The 18390-nt window shown below is 73.0% G+C and carries 18 protein-coding genes; 7 read left to right on the top strand and 11 right to left on the bottom strand.

Annotated elements, in window-relative coordinates:
- Positions 1–150 precede the first annotated feature (150 nt).
- Positions 151–2247: a glycoside hydrolase family 3 C-terminal domain-containing protein gene (locus ACMATS_RS06670; protein WP_414167277.1), complete on the top strand. Its 2097-nt coding sequence runs from the start codon at positions 151–153 to the stop codon at positions 2245–2247.
- 8 nt (positions 2248–2255) lie between these two features.
- On the opposite strand, the gene ACMATS_RS06665 is transcribed toward ACMATS_RS06670, so the two are convergent.
- The 6 genes from ACMATS_RS06665 to egtA all read right to left on the bottom strand — a co-directional run bounded on the left by ACMATS_RS06665 (position 2256) and on the right by egtA (position 7504).
- Positions 2256–2471 (bottom strand): dodecin, encoded by a 216-nt coding sequence (locus tag ACMATS_RS06665; RefSeq protein ID WP_390779589.1) that lies wholly within the window; start codon positions 2469–2471, stop codon positions 2256–2258.
- A 185-nt stretch (positions 2472–2656) separates the two neighbouring features.
- Positions 2657–3154: a universal stress protein gene (locus tag ACMATS_RS06660; protein WP_390778468.1), complete on the bottom strand. Its 498-nt coding sequence runs from the start codon at positions 3152–3154 to the stop codon at positions 2657–2659.
- Entirely contained in the window at positions 3151–4125 is a 975-nt protein-coding gene (gene egtD / locus ACMATS_RS06655) for an L-histidine N(alpha)-methyltransferase (RefSeq protein WP_414167276.1), read from the bottom strand. Before egtD ends, ACMATS_RS06660 begins: the two co-directional genes overlap by 4 nt.
- Positions 4126–4155: 30 nt before the next feature.
- Entirely contained in the window at positions 4156–4896 is a 741-nt protein-coding gene (gene egtC, locus ACMATS_RS06650) for an ergothioneine biosynthesis protein EgtC (protein WP_414167275.1), read from the bottom strand.
- On the bottom strand, positions 4896–6227 hold the full coding sequence (gene egtB, locus ACMATS_RS06645; protein WP_414167274.1) for an ergothioneine biosynthesis protein EgtB: 1332 nt from the start codon (positions 6225–6227) through the stop codon (positions 4896–4898). Before egtB ends, egtC begins: the two co-directional genes overlap by 1 nt.
- A complete protein-coding gene (gene egtA / locus ACMATS_RS06640) occupies positions 6227–7504 on the bottom strand; it encodes an ergothioneine biosynthesis glutamate--cysteine ligase EgtA (RefSeq protein ID WP_390778472.1) in 1278 nt (425 codons plus the stop codon). The genes egtB and egtA overlap by 1 nt, the downstream gene beginning before the upstream one ends.
- A 160-nt stretch (positions 7505–7664) precedes the next feature.
- On the opposite strand from egtA, the gene ACMATS_RS06635 reads away from it, so the two are divergent.
- Positions 7665–8969 (top strand): cytochrome P450, encoded by a 1305-nt coding sequence (locus ACMATS_RS06635; RefSeq protein ID WP_414167273.1) that lies wholly within the window; start codon positions 7665–7667, stop codon positions 8967–8969.
- Here ACMATS_RS06635 and ACMATS_RS06630 read toward each other — a convergent pair.
- The 4 genes from ACMATS_RS06630 to ACMATS_RS06615 form a co-directional block, all read right to left on the bottom strand.
- Positions 8947–9702: a DUF4239 domain-containing protein gene (locus ACMATS_RS06630; RefSeq protein ID WP_414167272.1), complete on the bottom strand. Its 756-nt coding sequence runs from the start codon at positions 9700–9702 to the stop codon at positions 8947–8949. The two genes, ACMATS_RS06635 and ACMATS_RS06630, sit on opposite strands and share 23 nt — an antisense overlap.
- A 21-nt stretch (positions 9703–9723) precedes the next feature.
- Positions 9724–10251 carry a hypothetical protein gene (locus ACMATS_RS06625; protein WP_414167271.1) on the bottom strand — a complete coding sequence of 176 codons (528 nt, stop codon included), beginning with the start codon at positions 10249–10251 and terminating at the stop codon, positions 9724–9726.
- A gap of 232 nt (positions 10252–10483) precedes the next feature.
- A complete protein-coding gene (locus tag ACMATS_RS06620; protein WP_414167270.1) occupies positions 10484–11248 on the bottom strand; it encodes a crotonase/enoyl-CoA hydratase family protein in 765 nt (254 codons plus the stop codon).
- On the bottom strand, positions 11248–12891 hold the full coding sequence (locus tag ACMATS_RS06615; RefSeq protein WP_414167269.1) for an acyl-CoA dehydrogenase family protein: 1644 nt from the start codon (positions 12889–12891) through the stop codon (positions 11248–11250). The genes ACMATS_RS06620 and ACMATS_RS06615 overlap by 1 nt, the downstream gene beginning before the upstream one ends.
- 102 nt (positions 12892–12993) lie before the next feature.
- Here ACMATS_RS06615 and ACMATS_RS06610 point away from each other — a divergent pair, with 102 nt between their 5' ends.
- The 5 genes from ACMATS_RS06610 (at position 12994) to ACMATS_RS06590 (ending at position 17759) form a co-directional block, all read left to right on the top strand.
- On the top strand, positions 12994–13773 hold the full coding sequence (locus ACMATS_RS06610; protein WP_414170666.1) for a PaaX family transcriptional regulator C-terminal domain-containing protein: 780 nt from the start codon (positions 12994–12996) through the stop codon (positions 13771–13773).
- A 94-nt stretch (positions 13774–13867) separates the two neighbouring features.
- On the top strand, positions 13868–14569 hold the full coding sequence (locus tag ACMATS_RS06605; RefSeq protein WP_390778479.1) for a response regulator: 702 nt from the start codon (positions 13868–13870) through the stop codon (positions 14567–14569).
- A 16-nt stretch (positions 14570–14585) separates the two neighbouring features.
- Positions 14586–16088 carry an ATP-binding protein gene (locus ACMATS_RS06600; RefSeq protein ID WP_391148995.1) on the top strand — a complete coding sequence of 501 codons (1503 nt, stop codon included), beginning with the start codon at positions 14586–14588 and terminating at the stop codon, positions 16086–16088.
- Positions 16085–16639 carry a GerMN domain-containing protein gene (locus ACMATS_RS06595; protein ID WP_390778481.1) on the top strand — a complete coding sequence of 185 codons (555 nt, stop codon included), beginning with the start codon at positions 16085–16087 and terminating at the stop codon, positions 16637–16639. Before ACMATS_RS06600 ends, ACMATS_RS06595 begins: the two co-directional genes overlap by 4 nt.
- Positions 16640–16871: 232 nt before the next feature.
- On the top strand, positions 16872–17759 hold the full coding sequence (locus tag ACMATS_RS06590; protein ID WP_390778482.1) for a methyltransferase domain-containing protein: 888 nt from the start codon (positions 16872–16874) through the stop codon (positions 17757–17759).
- A gap of 91 nt (positions 17760–17850) precedes the next feature.
- Here ACMATS_RS06590 and ACMATS_RS06585 read toward each other — a convergent pair whose 3' ends face one another.
- Positions 17851–18357 carry a MarR family winged helix-turn-helix transcriptional regulator gene (locus tag ACMATS_RS06585; protein WP_391148999.1) on the bottom strand — a complete coding sequence of 169 codons (507 nt, stop codon included), beginning with the start codon at positions 18355–18357 and terminating at the stop codon, positions 17851–17853.
- Between the last annotated feature and the right edge of the window lie 33 nt (positions 18358–18390).

Raw genomic sequence — 18390 nt, 5'->3', positions numbered from 1 at the left:
TGCCGAGTTGCTGATCACGATGTCAGGGGCCCACTCGGGGCAGCAAGAATCTTCACCCCTTCCGGTGAAGCTCAACTTGCAGGGTTTTTATGAAGAGTTGCAGTGGCCAAGTATGTCCGTTCAGGTCTGCCCGCCCCCGTAGGAGGACGCATGGAGATGAGTCGGAGGCTGGCGGTCAAGCTCGCCGGCGCAGCGGTCGTGGCGGTGCGCGCAGGAGCGGTCGCCCTGCCCGCTCCTGCACACCCGCCGCATGCCGGGGACCAGGCGCGGCGCAAGGCCGAGGACCTGGTGCGGCGGATGACCCTGGACGAGAAGATCGCCCAACTGCACGGCACGGGGCCCCAGCTCCCCGGTACCGGGTACAACGGGAGCATCCCCGGAAACCCCCGGCTGGGCATTCCCGCCCTGTATCTCGCCGACGGCGCCAGCGGCGTGGGCAACGGCGCCACGGGCGTCACCCAATGGCCCGGCGCCAAGGCCCTGGCAGCGGCTTGGGATCCTGAACTCGCCCGACGGTACGGCGCCGCCCATGGCGCCGAGCAGGCGGGCAAGGGGCACAACGTCGCCCTGGCTCCCTGCGTCAACATTCTCCGGGTGCCGAACTGGGGGCGCTCCTCGGAGGCCTTCACCGAGGACCCCCACCTCAACAGCCGTCTTGCGGCGGCCGTGGTCCGGGGCATCCAGAGCCAGTACGTCATCGCCACCGTCAAGCACTTCGCCGCGAACAACCAGGAGACGGACCGCCTGTCCATCGACGTCGTGGTGTCCCGGCGTGCCCTGCACGAGATCTACTTCCCGGCCTTCCGGGCAGCGGTGAAGGAGGGCGGAGCGGCCGCGGTCATGACGGCGTACAACAAGATCGACGGCAGTCACGCGAGCGAGAACGCCTACACCGTCGGTCATGTGCTGCGCGGCGAGTGGGGGTTCGACGGGATGGTGATGTCCGACTGGGGTGGAACGCACAGCACCGCCGCTGCCGCGAAGGCGGGCTCGGACGTGGAGATGCCGGGTGGCATGTACTTCGGCGCCGCGCTGAAGAACGCCGTCCGAAGCGGCGAGGTCGCCGGATCCGTGCTGGACGGCATGGTCGCGGACGTACTCACCGCGATGTTCCGGGCCGGACTGTTCGACCACCGCCTGCCGGACCCGCACAGTGTCCTCCGGACCGTCGTCAGCTCACGCGAACACCTGGCTCTTGCGCGGAGCATCTCCGTGCAGGGCAGCGTCCTGCTGAAGAACCAAGGAGTACTGCCGTTCACCGGTGCGGTGCGGTCCGTCGCCGTCATCGGTGAAGCCGCACACCGGGTTCCGCAGCCGGCCTACGGCTCCGCGACGGTCACCCCCTCCGGGACTCCGATCACTCCGCTGGCGGGCATCGAGGCCCGGGCGGGTACGGTCAAGGTCCTCTCGTCCCACCACCTGCTCGGCCGGACCGCCGACGCGGCGGCGGTCGCGGCGAAGGCGGACCGTGCCGTGGTCTTCGTGGCCGACACGTCCGGCGAGGGAACGGACCGGGGCACGCTCGCTCTTCCCGCCGGCCAGAACGAGCTGATCGACGCCGTCGCCGCGGCCAACCCGAACACCGTGGTGGTCCTCAACACCAGTGGCGCGGTCCTCATGCCCTGGCTGGACAAGGTGCGGGGGGTCATCGCCAACTGGTACGCCGGACAGGAGCAGGGGGCTGCGATCGCCGCCCTGCTCTTCGGCGACGCGGAGCCGGGCGGCCGCCTGCCCGAGACCTTCCCCGCCACCGACCGCCAGGGCCCGGCCGGCTCCGGCGACCGGTACCCGGGCAACGGCGTCTCGGTCCCTTACGACGAGGGGCTGGCGGTCGGCTACCGCTGGTACCACCGGTCGGGGCAGAAGCCCTTGTTCCCCTTCGGCTTCGGACTCTCCTACACCCGCTTCACCCTTGCGGATCTCGGTCTCCAGGCCGGTACCGACGGCAGTGCTCAGGTCCGGGTGACCGTCCGCAACACCGGTTCGCGGACCGGCAGCGAGGTCGTGCAGCTGTATGTCGAGCACCCTGATGCCGCAGGTGAGCCGTCACCGGTGCTCAAGGCGTTCGCCAAGGCGACCCTGGCGCCCGGAGTCACCCGGACCGTGGAACTCCCGCTCCCACGCGACGCCTTCGCGATCTGGAGCGAGGAACGGCAGGGCTGGACGGTCCTCCCCGGCCGCTACAGGATCCACGTCGGCCGCTCCAGCGCGGACCTTCCGCTGAGCGCGGAGATCCGTGTGCCGTGAACCGCGGGTCAGGCGTGCTCCTCCAGCCGGAAGCCCACCTTCATCCCCACCTGGTAGTGCGCGATCGCGCCGTCCTGGAGGTGCCCGCGGACCTGGGTGATCTCGAACCAGTCCAGCTGCCGCAGGGTCTGTGCGGCGCGGTCGATCCCGTTGCGGATCGCCGCCTCGACGCTCTCGTCCGACGAGCCGACGATCTCGGTCACCCGGTAGGTGTGGTTGCCCATGCCTTTACGGTGCCCTGCGCGTTCCGGGTGCGCGAGGTGGACAGGGCTGCCCGGGTTAGGCGGCGTGCCCCGTCAGGGGTCCGGGGCGCAGCCCCGGGTACCTTGACTGCGGGTGCGTCGTGGCTGAGCGCGCAGTTCCCCGCGCCCCTGACGGGGCGCCCGGCTGGTCGCGCCCCTTCGGGGCGCTAAGGAACCACCGTCACCGGCCACCGCCCCGCCTTCACCAGCCGTACCGCCACCGAGCCGATGATGCGGTGCCCCGCCTGCTCCGAGGCGCCGACGACCACGGCGTCCGCCGTGAGGTCGTCGGCCGCCTTGACCAGGCCCGCGTACGGGTCGCCCCGGAAGGTGTGGAACTGCCAGCGCAGCCGGTACATGTCCTGCAGGCGCTCCGCCGTGGCGCGGATCTCGGCCAGCAGTTCCTCGGCGACCTCCTCCGTGGTCTCCGCGACGGGCGCGCCCAGGGCGGCGCTGCCCGTCAGCATCGGCTGCACGTAGACGAGCGCGAGCAGCGCGTTCTGCCGACGGGCCAGGCCCGCCGCGTAGGCCGCGGCACGCCAGGACGAGTCCGAGCCGTCCACGCCCGCGACGATCACCTTGGGGCCGTCCGTGCCGCGCTCGAAGCCCGCGGGCAGGGCGTCGTGCTGCGGGGTGTCGGCCGCTTCGTTCTTCTCCTTGCTCACAGGGGGAGGCTAGCGGGGACGGACAGGGACAGCGCGAAGCGGCCCTCCTCGTCCGTCCACCAGTGCGTGAGGTCCAGGCCCGCCGCCGCCAGCTCGGCGCGCACGCCCTCGCGGCGGAACTTGGCCGAGACCTCGGTGCGCAGGTCCTCGCCCGCCGCGAAGGGGACGGCGAGGTCGAGCGAGGGGATCTTCACGACGACGTCCCTGCGGGCGCGCAGCCGCATCTCGATCCACTCCTGCCGGGCGTCCCACAGCGCGACGTGGCCGAAGTCGTCCGGGTCGAAGTCCGCTTCGAGTTCGCGGTTGATGACGGTCAGGACGTTCTTGTTGAACGCGGCCGTCACCCCCCGGCCGTCGTCGTAGGCCGCGACGAGGGTCCGCTCGTCCTTGACCAGGTCCGTGCCCAGCAGCAGCGCGTCGCCGGGAGCGAGCGCCGCGCGCAGGGCGCGGAAGAACACGGCCCGCTCGTCGGGGAGCAGATTGCCGATTGTGCCGCCGAGGAAGGCGAGCAGCCGCGGTCCGGGCGTGTCCGGCAGGGCCAGGCCGTACTGGAAGTCGGCGACCAGGGCGTGCACGGACAGGTCCGGGTGCTCGGCGAGCAGCGTGTCCGCCGCGCCGCGCAGGGCGCTCTCGCTGACGTCGACGGGCACGTAGGTGTCGAGGCCGGGCAGTGCGCGGATGAGGTGGCGGGTCTTGTCGGACGAGCCCGACCCCAGCTCGACCAGGGTGCGGGCGCCGGTGGCGCGGGCGATCTCGCCGGAGCGGTCGACGAGGATCTCGCGTTCGGCGCGCGTGGGGTAGTACTCCGGGAGCAGGGTGATCTCGTCGAACAGCTCGCTGCCGCGGGCGTCGTAGAACCACTTCGGAGGGAGCTCCTTGGGCGTACGGGTCAGCCCTGCGGAGACGTCGGCGCGCAGGGCCGCGGCCGTGGCGTCGAGGGGGAGGGCACGGGTGAGGACGAACGGACTCACGGACGGGGCTCCTTGTGCCGGTTGTGCCGGTTACAGCGGGGACAGCGATACGTCGGTGCGGTCGGCGGTGAGAAGGGTGCGGTCGGGGACCTCGGTCCAGCGGGGGTCGTCGTCGTACGGCTCGGAGGCCACGACCGTGCGGCCGGGCGGGCCGCAGAGATACCAGAGGGAGTCGCCCCACGCGGTGGCGGCTATGCAGGAGCCGTCGGTGAGCAGGAAGTTGAGCCGGGAGCCGGGCGCCGCGCCGTCGAGGTCGGCCACCGCGCGCGCCAGTGCGGGTCCCGGTGCCTCGCCCTCGCGCAGCCGGTGCTCCACCAGGGCCCAGGCGAACGCCGAGTCGGTGCGCGCGGCCAGCCGCAGCAGCGTGCTCGCGGGCAGCCGGGCGGTGAGCGGGGCGACGGAGTCGGGCCACCCGGGCAGCGCCCCGTTGTGGCTGAACAGCCAGCGTCCGGCGGCGAAGGGGGCCGCGGCCGCCTCCCCGTCGGCGCCCGGCGCGGTCGCGTCGCGCACCGCGGCGAGCAGCGCCCCGGTGCGCACGACCCGGGCCAGGTCGGTGAAGGAGAGGTCCGCCCACACCGGTCCGGCCCGCCGGTAGCGTGCGGGCACGGGATCGCCGGGTGCGTACCAGCCGACGCCGAAGCCGTCCGCGTTGACCGTGCCGTGCTGCTGCCGGCGCGGCGCCCAGGACTGGCGCAGGAGGGAGTGGGGAGGGTCGACGAGGGTCTCGCCGAGCGGTGACTCCGGTCCTACGAAAGCGAGATGACGGCACATCAGACAGGCTCCGCGTCCCGCGCCGTGCGGAATCCGGAGAAGATCTGCCGGCGCACCGGCAGGTCCCAGTTGCGGAAGGTCCCTCGGCAGGCGACCGGGTCGACGGCGAACGAGCCGCCGCGCAGCACCTTGTGGGCGTCGCCGAAGAAGACCTCGGAGTACTCGCGGTAGGGAAAGGCCCGGAAGCCCGGATAGGGCAGGAAGTCGCTGGCCGTCCACTCCCACACGTCACCGATCAACTGCCGCACGCCCAGCGGCGACGCGCCGCCCGGATACGCCCCGACGGGTGCCGGGCGCAGATGCCGCTGGCCGAGGTTGGCGACGTCGGGGGACGGGTCCTCGTCGCCCCAGGGGTAGCGCCGGGAGCGGTCCGTGCGGGGATCGTGGCGGGCGGCCTTCTCCCACTCGGCCTCCGTGGGCAGCCGCCGCCCGGCCCAGGCCGCGTAGGCCGCGGCCTCGTACCAGCTCACGTGCAGGACCGGTTCCTCGGGCGGTACGGGCTCGACGGTCCCGAACCGGCGCCGGATCCAGGAACCGCCCTCGCGGCGCCAGAACAGCGGCGCGGCGAGCTCGTGCCGGCGCACCTGTTCCCAGCCCTCGGGATGCCACCAGCGCGGCTCGTCGTAGCCGCCGTCCTCGATGAACTGCAGATAGGCCCCGTTGCTCACGGGCACGGTGTCGATGAAGAACGACGGCACGAGGCGCGGGTGCGCAGGCCGTTCGTTGTCCAGCGCCCACGGCTCCGTGGACGTGCCCATGGTGAACGGGCCGCCCTCCACCAGGACTTCGGGCGGCAGAAGCGCCGCGTCCGGCTCCGCCCGCGGCGGTTCGGGGGCGGTGAGTGCGGCGGGGCCTTGGCGCAGCTGGTGGGTGATGAGCATGGTCTCGTCGTGCTGCTGCTCGTGCTGGGCGATCATGCCGAAGGCGAAGCCGCCCGCCAGCAGCGGGTCCGCGCCGTCCACGGGGGCGTGCTCCAGCACGTCCAGCACCCGGCCGCGCACCTCGGCGACATAGCCGTGCGCCTCCTGCGGTGAGAGCAGCGGCAGCGCGGGACGGTCGGCGCGGGGGTGCGCGAAGGCGTCGTACACCGAGTCGATCTCGGGACGCAGTGCGTCACGGCCGCCGACGGTCCGCAGCAGCCACTGCTCCTCCTGGTTGCCGATGTGCGCCAGGTCCCACACCAGTGGCGACATCAACGGCGAGTGCTGTGCGGTCAGTTCGTGCTCGTCCACGCAGCCCGTGAGCGCCTGGGTGCGCTCACGGGCCGCCAGCAGGGCATGCGCCGCGCGCTGCCGCTGTGCTTCGGGCCGGGGCCCGGGGGCAGCGTGCATCAGTGGTTCTCCTTGCCGTTCACGTGGTCGAGCAGGTCGTCGGCGGGGCACCGGCGGCGTTCCACGTACCGCTCGGTGAACTCGTCGACGGCCGCCAGGACGCGGGGTGATGCCCCGAGCCTGGGCAGGGCCTCGCGGGCGGCCGCGAAGCAGAGCACCGCCGCCGCGTGCAGCTCCGGGTCGGACAGCCCGTGCCGGGCGGCGTTGAGCCACAGCGGATTGCGCGGTGTCGGCCGCATCCCCGCCGTGTCGGCGAGGGCCTTCACCACGCGGTGGGCCGTCTCGGCCGCCGCGGCGTCGTCGAACAGGGCCGCCGTGACGGCCACCGGCACCAGCCAGCCGTCCTCGCCCGGCTGCGCGTCGATCATGCGCAGTTCCAGGTGCCCGCGCGGCCTTATGGGCGGGAACAGCGTGGTCAGGTGATAGTCCACATCACCCGTGGTGACCGGCCGGGGCCGCCCGGTGCGGACCCAGCGGCGCAGGGCCAGCCCCTGCTGCACGGACCACGGGCCGGCCTCGGACCGCACGAACATCACCGGCGCGTCCAGGGCGTACGCCGCCCACGCCGAGCGCGGTTCGAGGTCCTCGGCCGGGGCCAGGGTGCGCCCCGGGTCCATCTGTGCGTAGCAGGCCTGCCGGGTGGACCGCCACCCGGTGGGCTTCCCCAGGTGCAGCGGGGAGTTGGCGAAGGCCGCGGCGAGCACCGCACCCAGCAGGTGCGCCAGCCGCCAGCGCCGCCCGTACCCCATCGGCCCCGGTTCCTCGTACCCCGCGTCCACACAGACCTGGACGGACGCGGTGCGGCACATCACGGTGCGCCCGGCGCCGTTGATCCGGTCGTAGTAGATCTCCATCGCGTTGTAGCGCGGCTCCATGAGCACCCGGTCGGGCTGGTACCAGGGTTCCTTGCCGTACCCGGCCAGGACGAGCCCCAGGTCGTGCAGGGCGGAGCGGGTGAGGGAGAGATCGGCGGAGAGGTCCTCCACGCAGGAGGCGAGGGAGTCCGCGGGCCGCGAGCTGAGTTCGATCTGGCCGCCGGGCTCGATGGTGAGCCAGGAGCGCAGCGGCAGGGACCGCAGCCGGTCGGCGGCGGCGGCCAGCCGGGGGGCGGAGACGGGGCGGGCGGGATCGCAGAGATCGTGGACGAGCCATTCGAGTTCGACGCCCAGCAGCCTGGGCGGTCCGGTCTTGAAACAGATTCCGCGCAGGTACGCCTCCGCCTCGGCTTCGTCGATCGGCCGGGCGAATCCTTCCTTCTCGATCTGGCCGTAGGTCACGCTCCGTACCTCCCGTGTCGGGGGCCATGGCCCACCCGAGCAAGGCCCTTGCCCGAAAGCCCCGGCCGGGAAACGCGCGGAGCTGCCACGGAGCCCTCACCGGTCAACATTCTGTCGGCCCCTTGACGCGGCCGCCAGGTGAGCGCTTACGGTCCCTGGCGTGACCGACCGTGCTCCGGCCTCCGAGGTGTTCGACCCCGCGACCTACGCCCGCGGCGTCCCGTACGCGCTCTTCCGCGAGCTGCGCGACCACAGCCCCGTGTGCCGCGTGCCGGAACCGGCCGTCGGCCCCTGGCCCGCGGGCCCCGGCTACTGGGGCGTCTTCCGGCACGCGGACGTCAAGCGCGTCCTGCGCACCCCGGAGCTGTTCTCCTCGGCGCTGGGCGCCACGCAGATCCGCGACCCGGACACGGCGGACGACCTGGAGTTCGTCCGGTCCATGGTGCTCAACCAGGATCCACCCGCGCACGGCCGGCTGCGCCGGATCGTCGCCGCGGCCTTCACGCCGCGCGCCGTACGGGAGTTGACGGCGGCGATCGAGGAGCGCACCCGGGCGCTCGTCGACGGCGTGGCGGAGCGCGGCGCGGCGGACTTCGCCGAGCTCGCCGCCGACCTGCCCGTGCAGACCCTGGCCGATGTGCTGGGGGTGCCGCACCAGGACCTGCGGCTGCTGTTCGACTGGGCGAACCGGGTCATCGGCTACCAGGACGCCGACTACGCGCAGTCGCGCACCGCGGACCCCGCCTCGCTCACCCCGATGGGCCGCGCGGCCCTGGCCCTGCGGCCCTCCGTCCCGCCGGTCCGGCCCGACGGCTCCCCGGTCAACCCGCGCTCACGGCACGGAGTGCCCGACATGTTCCACTACGCGCACGCCCTGGCCGAGGCGCCGCGGCCGGGCAGCGTGATGGCCAGGATGGTCGCGGAGGGGCTCACCCGCGAAGAGTTCGAGAACATGTTCTTCATCCTGGTGGTGGCCGGAACCGAGACCCTGCGCAACTCGCTGCCCGGCGGCCTGCTGACCCTCCTGGACCACCCGGACCAGTACGAACTCTTCCGCACCCGGCCCGACGTGACCGATTCGACGGTCGAGGAGGTGCTGCGCCACTGGTCGCCCGTGGTGCACATCCGGCGCACCGCCGTCCGGGACACCGAACTCGGCGGCGTCCGCATCCGGCGCGGCGAGAAGGTCGTCGTCTACCACCCCTCCGCCAACCGCGACGAACGCGCCTTCGCCGACCCCGACCGCCTGGACATCACCCGCACCCCCAACGACCACGTCGGCTTCGGCCACGGCCCGCACTACTGCCTGGGCGCCCACCTCGCCCGCGCCCAGCTGAGGGCCATGCTGCGCACGGCGGCGGACCGGCTCCCCGGCCTGGAGCCGGCGGGGGAACCGGTCCGGCTGACCTCGAACTTCCTCAACGGCCTCAAGCACTTGCCGGTCAGATGGAGAACAGCTCGGTGAACGGGCCGGCGGCGTCGGCCACATGATGACCGAACGGCGAGTTGAAGTCCCAGATGAGGAACAGGAGGAACGCGATCAGCGCACTGTAGACGCCCGCGAGCAGCAGCTCGCGCGGTGACCTCCTGATCTGCAGGGTGAAGATGATCCCGACGGCCACCACCGCCCCGGCGATCAGGCCGAACCACACCACGCCGGGCATCGTCTCGTCCGCGTTCGCCGCACGGGCGTTGCGCGCGCCGTTGGCCGCACCCACCTGGTCCAGCAGCGGCTGGTACGACTGGGTCTCGTGGTCGTTGCGCGGCTGGTACGAGGTGACGTCGTCCCGCACCTTGTCCAGCAACTGCGCACCGTGCTCGGTGAGTTTCTGCTCCTTGAGCATCACGGGCCACTCCTTGTGGACCACGTAGCTCGCGTACGCGGTGACGTCCTTGCGCGTCTGATCCCGGGCGTCCGGCGCATACGCCTCCACCCGCTCGTACACCTCGTGCAGCGCCTGCGCCTCGGCCTGCACCGTGGTCTGCGCGCCGTTGCGGGCCTCCCAGACACCGGCGATGGCCAGGCCCAGCACGATGGCGTAGACCACGCCGACCATCATCGTCATGTACTCGATGACGTTCGGGGTTTCGGACGGGTCGTCGTCCTCGCCGAGCCTGCGCTCCCTGAGCACGGTGATGGACAGGACCACCGCGCAGGCGGCGGCCATGGCAATGGCCAGAACCAGCCATTCGGACAAGGGGAAACCTCCGGTTCGGGATCAGCGGCTGCGCCCGCCCGGGCGCAGGGCGGCGGCAGCCAGCACGGCCGGGGCGGTGAGCACGAGCATGAGCGTGACGGGCGAGGACTTGCCCTGCGCCGGCGGCGCGGCGACCGACTGGCGGTAGGCGGCGACGTGCCGGGCCGGCTGCGCCGGGGGCTTGGGGGAGGGTTCCGGGTCCCGCGGGGGGTCGGCCGCCGGGGCCGGCGCCGGGGCCGCCAGCGGCTCCGGCGGCGCGCTGCGCACGGCGGGCGGGGAGGGGTGCGGTGACGGTGGCGGTGGTGCCGGGTGCGGCGGGAGGGGCCTGGGGGACGGCTTCGCCGGGGGCGCGGGTGCGGGCGTCTCGCGGCAGAGGCTCACGACGGACCAGGTGTCACTGGCGACCAGGCAGTTCGGGCCGAACCGCACATAGGGCTCCGAGGGCGTCGGCTCCTCGGACGGTCCGGGCGGCGGTCCGGCGGCCGTCATCGACAGCACGGCCATGGCGGCCAGAATCCCTGCTCGTCCGGTCCGGGCCCATGCGGTCACGGGGGAGATACTGGGGGGTGGGACGGGGTGCCGACCAGTCCGGCGGGGCCGGATTCCTTCGATGGGGTGACATTGGGACGGGGTGGGGGCACCAACCACGGGGGCCGCGCCCCGAAAGGGGCGCGGGGAACTGCGCGAGCAACCACAGCCGGCCCGCAGCCGACGGATCAGGGGGCTTGGGGGCCTGCCCCCAAGAAACGGCGAAAGGGCGGGATCGGGGCACCAACACCCCCTACCCGAACGTCCCGTGCCGCCCCTCCCCGGCCACAAAGCGGGCCGCGCCCGTCAGCGCCTCCGGCAACACGGCCAGCCCGCCGGCCAGTTCGGCGGCCATGGCCGCCTCCTCCGGCACCCCCTCCTGCGCCAGCACCGACGTCCGATCGGCCCGCAGACACGCCTGCGGGAACCGCGCAATCTCCGCCGCCAGTTCCTCCGCGGCGGCCCGCCCCCGCCCCGCCGGCACGAGGCGATCGGCGAGCCCCATGGCCAGCGCCTCATCCGCCGCCACCGGCCGCCCCGTCAGCACCATGTCCATCGCCCGCCCCGCCCCGATCAGCCGCGGCAGCCGCACCGTGCCCCCGTCGATGAGCGGCACCCCCCACCGTCGGCAGAAGACGCCGAAGACGGCGTTCTCCTCCGCCACCCGCAGGTCGCACCACAGTGCCAACTCCAGCCCGCCCGCGACGGCATGGCCGCTGACGGCGGCGATGACCGGTTTCGTCAGGCGCATCCGCGTCGGCCCCATCGGGCCGTCGCCGTCCTCCGCCACCCGGTTGCCCCGCTCGGTGCCCAGCGCCTTGAGGTCGGCGCCCGCGCAGAACGTGCCGCCCTCGCCCCACAGCACCGCCACCCGTGCAGCGTCATCCGCCTCGAACGCCCGGAAGGCGTCGGCCAGTTCGCGGACCGTCGGCCCGTCGACCGCGTTGCGCACCTCGGGCCGCGAAAGGATGACTGTCGTAACGGGTCCCTGCTGCTCCACGCGTACGGAAGGCGTCATCAGGCCTCCTTCGCCGAGGCGCGGTCCAGGATCGCGCCGAGGTCCGCCCCGGCCGGCAGGGTGCCGAACGCGTTGCCCCAGTCCGCCCCGAGCCGCGAGGCGCAGAAGGCGTCCGCGACGGCCGGGTCGCCGTGCCGCACCAGCAGGCTGCCCTGCAGCACGAGCGTGAGCTGCTCGGCGAGGCGGCGGGCCAGGAGCTGGGCCCGTGCCGGGTCGGACAGTTCGGCCAGCAGAGTGCGTACGCGCGCGGCCGCCGCGTCGAGCCGGGCGTCGGCCCCGGCCGCCGCATCGACCTCCGCGAACCAGGCGTCCAGCCCGGCCGGTTCCTTCTGCAGTGCGCGCAGCACGTCGAGTGCCGCCACGTTGCCCGAGCCCTCCCAGATGGACAGCAGCGGCGCCTCCCGGTAAAGGCGCGGCATGCCGGACTCCTCGACGTAGCCGTTGCCGCCCAGGCATTCGAGGGCCTCGGCGGCGTGGGCGCTGCCGCGCTTGCAGACCCAGTACTTGCCGGCGGCGAGGGCGAGCCGGCGCAGTGCCGCCTCCCCGGTGTCGCCCGCCATGGACCGGTCGACGGCCGCGGCCAGCCGCATGGCCAGCAGTGTGGCCGCCTCGGACTCGACGGCGAGGTCCGCCAGGACGTTGCGCATCAGCGGCTGGTCGATGAGCTCGGCGCCGAACGCCCGCCGGTGCGCGGCATGGTGGACGGCCTGCCGCAGTCCGGCCCGCATGCCGGCCGCGGAGCCGAGGACGCAGTCGAGGCGGGTCATGTTGACCATCTCGACGATCGTGCGCACCCCGCGCCCGGGTTCGCCCACCGGCCAGGCCACGGCCTGCTCGTACTCGATCTCGGCCGAGGCGTTGGACCGGTTGCCGAGCTTGTCCTTCAGCCGCTGCAGGCGCATCGCGTTGCGGGTGCCGTCGGGCAGCACGCGCGGCATCAGGAAGCAGGTCAGGCCCTCCGCGGTCTGCGCCAGGACGAGGAAGACGTCGCTCATCGGCGCCGAGGTGAACCACTTGTGCCCGGTGATCGTGTACGAGCCGTCGCCGGCGGGCACGGCGGTCGTGGTGTTGGCGCGGACGTCCGAGCCGCCCTGCTTCTCCGTCATCGACATCCCCGCGATCAGCCCCTGCTTGCCCAGCGGCGGCCGCAGCCCGTAGTCGTAGGTGCGCGAGGCCAGCAACGGCTCGTAGGCGGCGGCCAGTTCGGGCTGGGCGCGGAGCGCGGGGACGGCCGCGTAGGTCATGGAGACCGGGCAGCCGTGGCCGGGTTCCGCCTGGGCCCACACGTAGAACTTCGCCGCGCGCACCAGATGCGCGCCGGGGCGGGCCTCGGCCCAGGGGGCGGCGTGCTGGCCGCTCTCCACGGCGGCGGTCATCAGCTCGTGCCAGGAGGGGTGGAACTCGACCTCGTCGATGCGGTGGCCGTAGCGGTCGTGCGTGCGCAGCACCGGAGGGTTCGCCTCCGCCGTCCGCGCCCACTCCTGCACCTGCTCGGACCCGGCCCGGGCGCCGAGCGCGCGGACCTCGGCCTCGCCCCAGCCGCCGCCCTCGCGGCGCAGCGCCTCCAGCAGCGCCGGGTCGTCGGCGGTGGTGAAGCCGGTCAGGGGCGGAGCCTGGTTGAACACTTCGTGCGTGGCGCTCATGGCGTGACCTGCCTCCGGTCGGCGACGCTCTTACGGTCCCGGTCTCTATTACAGTTTTATGATGCGTGATGGAGGACTGTAATGGACAGGGGTGCGACGGACATGGCCGGGGACGACACCGACGACACCGGACCGCTCTCGCTGAGGCCGCTGACCGCGCGCTCGGTCGTGCTCTCGACCCTCCTCGGCCACCACCCGCCCGCCCTGCCCGCCCGCGCCCTGGTCCGCGTCGGCGAGCTCTTCGGCACCGCCGAGGGTACGATCCGCACTGCCCTGACCCGCATGGTCGCCGCCGGTGACCTGGAACAGCGCGACGGCACCTACCGGCTCACCGAGCGGCTCCTCGCCCGCCAGGCCCGGCAGGACGACAGCCGCGCCCCGCGCACCCGCCCCTGGGACGGCGGCTGGGAGATCGCCGTCGTCACCCCCGAACGCCGCACCGCCCCCGACCGGGCGGCGCTCCGCCAGGCCATGGCCGCCCTGCGCCTGGCCGAACTGCGCGAGGGCTGCTGGCTGCGCCCCGCCAACCTCGTACGGAACCGCCCGGCCGTGGTGACGCAGCAGTGCACGGTCCTCACCGGCGCCCCCGAGGGCGACCCGGCGGAGCTCGCCGCCGGGCTCTGGGACCTGGCCGGCTGGGCCCGCCGGGCCCGCGCCCTGGAGACGGCCCTCGCCGCCCTGCCCGGGCGCCCCGGCGACCTCGCCGAGCGCTTCACCGTCTCGGCCGCCGTACTGCGCCACCTGCTCGCCGACCCCGTCCTGCCCGCGCCGCTGCTCCCGGCGGACTGGCCCGGCGACCGGCTCCGGCACCACTACGCGGCCTGGGACCGCGATTTCCGGGGCCTGCTCCTGGAGCACATCGGTCTCCCGGGCCCGGCGTGAACATGCCCGGCGGGAATATGAGGAGTCGGTGACAGTTCCGGCGTTCGGGGGACCCAGGGCACATCTGTGTGATTGCACGACGGATACTGGCCGCATGTCACGCGTGCTTCTGATCGAGGACGACCGGGCCGTACGGGAAGGGGTCACCCTCACCCTCCGCCGCCGCGGCCACGAGGTCGAGGCCGCGGCCACGGGCGGGGCCGGGCTGGCGGCCCTGGAGACCTTCCGCCCCGACCTGGTCCTGCTGGACCTGATGCTGCCCGACAAGAGCGGCTTCGAGGTGTGCCGCCAGATCCGCACCACCCAGCAGATCCCGATCATCATGCTCACCGCGCGCGGCGACGACATCGATGTCGTCCTCGGCCTGGAGGCCGGCGCCGACGACTACATCGTCAAGCCCGCCCGCGGCGAGGTCCTGGAGGCCCGCATCCGCGCCGTCCTGCGCCGGGCCGCCCCCGGCGACGGCGGCGCCCCCGAGCCCGCCGCCGGCCGGCCCGCGGAGGTCCACGGGGACCTGGCCATCGACCGCGCCGGGCTGCTCGTCTGCAAGGACGGCCAGGACCTGGCGCTCGCCCCGTCCGAGATGAAGCTGCTGCTCTACCTGTCGGCCACCCCCGGCCGGGTCTTCAGCCGCCAGCAGCTGCTGGAGCACGTGTGGGAGCACAGCTACCACGGCGACGCCCGGCTCGTGGACGCCTGCGTCATGCGCCTGCGCAACAAGGTCGAGGACTCCTCGCGCTCGCCCAGGTACATCCAGACCGTGCGCGGCTTCGGCTACCGCTTCGGTCCCCTGTGAGACGCGTGGCACCGCTGTGAGACGACCGCTCCTGCGCCGCCCCGCCCTGCGCCGGCCCGACCTGGGCACCATCGCGCGCGGCCTGCGGGCCCGCCTGGTCGTGGGCTTCCTGCTGGTCGCCGCGCTCAGCGCGCTGATCACCGCCGCGCTCACCTTCAAGGAGGCGCGCAACGCGATCCTCAAGCGCACCCAGGACACCGCCGTCCAGCAGCTGCGCTCACAGGTCGCCTCCCAGGTGCCCGACCTCCGCTTCCCGCCGTCCAACGGGGACCTGATCAAGTTCACCCAGGGCCTGGAGCGCGCCGGACAGACGCAGCACTGGTCCGTCCACGCCCGCTACAAGGGCGGGCGTGTGCAGCCCGACAGCGCCTTGACCGCCAAGGACATGGACACGCGCTTCCCGCCCGGAGTGCGCGACAAGGTCGGCGCCGGCGTCGCCGCCTTCCAGCGCATCGAGCTCGACGGCGACCCCGTGCTCGTGATCGGCCTGCCCGTCACCTACCGGGACAGCTCCGAGAAGTCCGGACTCGAGGTCTACGCGCTGGTGCCGCTGCGTGAGGACGAGGCCAACGTGCGCGCCCTCGTCAACGCCGCCCAGTCCGGGGCCGTCCCGGCCCTGGCCCTGTCCGTGGTGCCCGCCCTGATCGCCGCGCGCGGCGTGCTGCGGCCCGTCCGCGAACTGCGCCGCGCCACCCAGAAGATCACCGAAGGCGAGCTGGACACCCGGCTGAAGGTCACCGGCCGCGACGAACTGGCCGACCTTTCCCGCACGTTCAACGACATGGCCGCCGCACTGGAGGAGAACGTCGCCGAACTGCGCCGCATGGAGGCCAACTCCCGGCGCTTCGCCGCCGACGTCTCGCACGAACTGCGTACCCCGCTCGCGGCGATGACCGCCGTCGTCGACGTCCTCGACGAGGACGCCGCCACGCTCGACCCCGACACCGCCCACGCCGTGCGCCTCATCAGCGAGGAGACCGGAAAGCTCGCCCGCATGGTCGAGGACCTGATGGAGATCTCCCGCTTCGACGCCGGTGCCGCCGCCCTGCACCTGGACGAGGTCGACGTGGCCGAGACCGTGCGCAAGACCGTCCAGGCCCGCGGCTGGCAGGACAAGGTCACCGCCGACCTGCCCCGGGGCGTCCGGGCCCGCCTCGACCCGCGGCGCATCGACGTCGTCGTGGCCAACCTGATCGGCAACGCCCTGCGGCACGGCGGGGAGCCCGTCAGCGTCGCCGTGCGCGTGGCCCGGCACCCCGACCGGGGCGAGGACCGGCTGCTGATCGAGGTCGCGGACAAGGGACCGGGCATCGACCCCGAGGTGCTCCCGCACGTCTTCGACCGTTTCTACAAGGCCGACGCCGCCCGCGTCCGCTCCGAGGGCAGCGGCCTGGGACTCGCCATCACCTCGGAGAACGTCCGCCTGCACCACGGCACCGTGATGGCCGCCAACGCACCTGCGGGAGGTGCGGTGTTCACCGTCGACCTGCCGCTGCGCACAGGAGAGGAGGAGTCGTGACGATGCGACGCGCGATGGCCGTGTCCGCGGTGTCCGCGGCGCTGCTCGGCACGCTCGCCGGCTGCGGCATCGAGCCGACCGACGTCGTCGAGGTCGGCCTGCCGGCCACGGGCGTGAAACGCCCCGGCGCCCGGGTGGAGGACGCCGTGCTCTACTTCGCGAGCCAGCCCGGCGGCGTTCCCCTCCCTCTCCACCGGCCCGCGGGTGGCGAGGTGACCGCGGAGGAGGCCGTGCAGCTCCTGCTGAAGGGGCCCAACGACGCGGAGCGGATGCGGGGGCTGTACACCGAACTCCCGCGGGACGTACGGGCGGTGGAGATCGGCACCGGGCAGGGGAAGGTGAAGATCCGGCTGTCGACGGATCTCGTCCGGCTGACGCCCCTGGCCCGTATGCAGGTGGTGTGCACGGCAGTGCACAACGCGGTGCCGGGAGATCTGCCCGCGGAAGACGTGAAGGTGGACCTGTCCGGCACGAGCGGCAAGCCCATGCCGGATCAGACCTGTCAGGTGAAGGACACCTTCACTCCGCCGATGTCGACACCGACGCCGTAGCCGGTGCCCGATCCTCGGGCGCCGTGCGAACCGGCATGACGCAGCGCACGGAGGTGTATACGATCCGTGATGCCTTCTAGGGATTTCCGTAACCGGAGTGCGGTGTTCTGGATGTGGGCGGGCAGTCGCACAGCGGCGGCCGACCCTCTCGGCGATCGAGGAGACGGTCGGTGCCCTCGCCCTCCAGTCACCGCGCGAATCCCTGAATCCCTACGAAGGGGCAGAGGTTGTCATGCTGAGGAAAGTGCAGTCGATCGGCAAGGCCATCCAGGCCGTCACGACGTCCGATCCCGCCACCCGCGTCCGACGGCTCTACGAACTCGCCGACCCTGAGAAGCAGTTCGCGCACAGGGCCACCCGCTACATCAACATCGGCTATTGGGAGGACGGTACGGAGGATCCGGACCGGGCCGGTGAGGCCCTCGCCCTGAAGCTCGCCGACATTGCCGGCTTCGAGCCGGACCACATCGTCCTCGACGTCGGATTCGGCTATGGGGAACAGGACTTGGCCTGGTTACGGGCAAACCGGATCCACAAGGTCCACGGACTGGAAGTGTCGCCCCGCCACGTCGAAGGCGCCTGCGCGCAGGCCGAGTCGGAGGGTTTGCAGGAGCGGACCGACTTCCGCGTCGGCAGTGCCACTGAGCTTCCCTTCGAGGCGGGCGTGTTCGACCGCGTCGTCGCCCTCGACTCCGCCTTGCACTTTCATCCCCGCAGCGCCTTCTTCGAGGAGGCGCTACGCGTCCTGAAGCCCGGTGGTGTCCTGGCCGCCGTCGACACCATCCCGCTGAGCGGTGACACCCCCCGCGGGACCTTCAGGTCCCCGCGCTTCAGTCTGTACAGGTTCAGTGTGCCCGACGCCAACTGGTACGACCGGCAGACCTACGCCCGGCAGCTCCTCGACGCCGGCTTCACCGACGCGGACGTGACCTCGATCCGCGACCGGACGTGGGAGGGCTGGTACCGCTACTGGACGGGCTTGGTCGACGACCCGGACGCCCTGAAGGAACTGCATCCCGAGGCCGCACGGGAATTCGCCAAGGAGTGGAGCGACCAGGAGCGGATCCGGCAGGAGCTCGACCTGCTCGACTCCGTCACGGTCCTCGCGCGCAAGCCGTAGCGGCGCCGGCCGCCGTCTCCCGGCCGGTGGGCCGGGAGACGCCCCGACCCCGGTGCGGGACTGCCATGACCCGCCGGACGCCCTCTGGCCCTCAGGGCTGCAGGCCCCCCAGCCGCCCCTCCAGCAGCACGAGCAGCTCCGCGAGGGTCTCGGCGAGCTCCGTCTGGCGGCCGGCGCCCAGCCCCTCCAGCAGGGCCTGCTCGTAGCCGAGCTGGTGGGGGATGAGCCGGTCGATGAGATCCCGGCCCTCGTCGGTCAGCGACAGGTGGGCGACCCGGCGGTCGCGGTCGTCGGGTCGCCGGGCCACGAGCGCGCGGTCCTCCAGGACCCGCAGCCGCTTGGTGACCGCGGCCCCCGAGGCGAAGGTCTCGCGTGCGATCTGGCCCGGGGTCAGTTCCCGGCCCGTGCGCCGCAGGGTGCCCAGGATGTCGAACTCCGCGCGCGTCAGCCCCTCGTGCACCAGCGGGGCGTCCGTGGCCTGCTGCAGCAGCGCGGCACAGCGGTTGAGCCTGCCGATCACGGCCATCGGCGCGGTGTCCAGCCCGGGGTGGACCTGCTGCCACTGGCGCAGCACGCGCGCGACGATGTCCTCTGCCACAGTGCCGATCCTTTCCTGTCGGTGCTCCCGGCG

The organism is Streptoverticillium reticulum (assembly GCF_047456005.1).
GTDB lineage: Bacteria > Actinomycetota > Actinomycetes > Streptomycetales > Streptomycetaceae > Streptomyces > Streptomyces reticulum.
This window is presented reverse-complemented; position numbering and strand designations above follow the sequence as displayed.

Bases quoted from the DNA above. Each gene is read 5' to 3' on its own strand.
- ACMATS_RS06620 (WP_414167270.1), bottom strand. From the start codon at position 11,248: ATGACGCCTTCCGTACGCGTGGAGCAGCAGGGACCCGTTACGACAGTC.
- ACMATS_RS06605 (WP_390778479.1), top strand. From the start codon at position 13,868: ATGTCACGCGTGCTTCTGATCGAGGACGACCGGGCCGTACGGGAAGGG.
- ACMATS_RS06590 (WP_390778482.1), top strand. From the start codon at position 16,872: ATGCTGAGGAAAGTGCAGTCGATCGGCAAGGCCATCCAGGCCGTCACG.
- ACMATS_RS06610 (WP_414170666.1), top strand. From the start codon at position 12,994: ATGGCCGGGGACGACACCGACGACACCGGACCGCTCTCGCTGAGGCCG.
- ACMATS_RS06615 (WP_414167269.1), bottom strand. From the start codon at position 12,891: ATGAGCGCCACGCACGAAGTGTTCAACCAGGCTCCGCCCCTGACCGGC.
- ACMATS_RS06665 (WP_390779589.1), bottom strand. From the start codon at position 2,471: ATGGGCAACCACACCTACCGGGTGACCGAGATCGTCGGCTCGTCGGAC.
- egtB (WP_414167274.1), bottom strand. From the start codon at position 6,227: ATGCACGCTGCCCCCGGGCCCCGGCCCGAAGCACAGCGGCAGCGCGCG.
- ACMATS_RS06670 (WP_414167277.1), top strand. From the start codon at position 151: ATGGAGATGAGTCGGAGGCTGGCGGTCAAGCTCGCCGGCGCAGCGGTC.
- egtC (WP_414167275.1), bottom strand. From the start codon at position 4,896: ATGTGCCGTCATCTCGCTTTCGTAGGACCGGAGTCACCGCTCGGCGAG.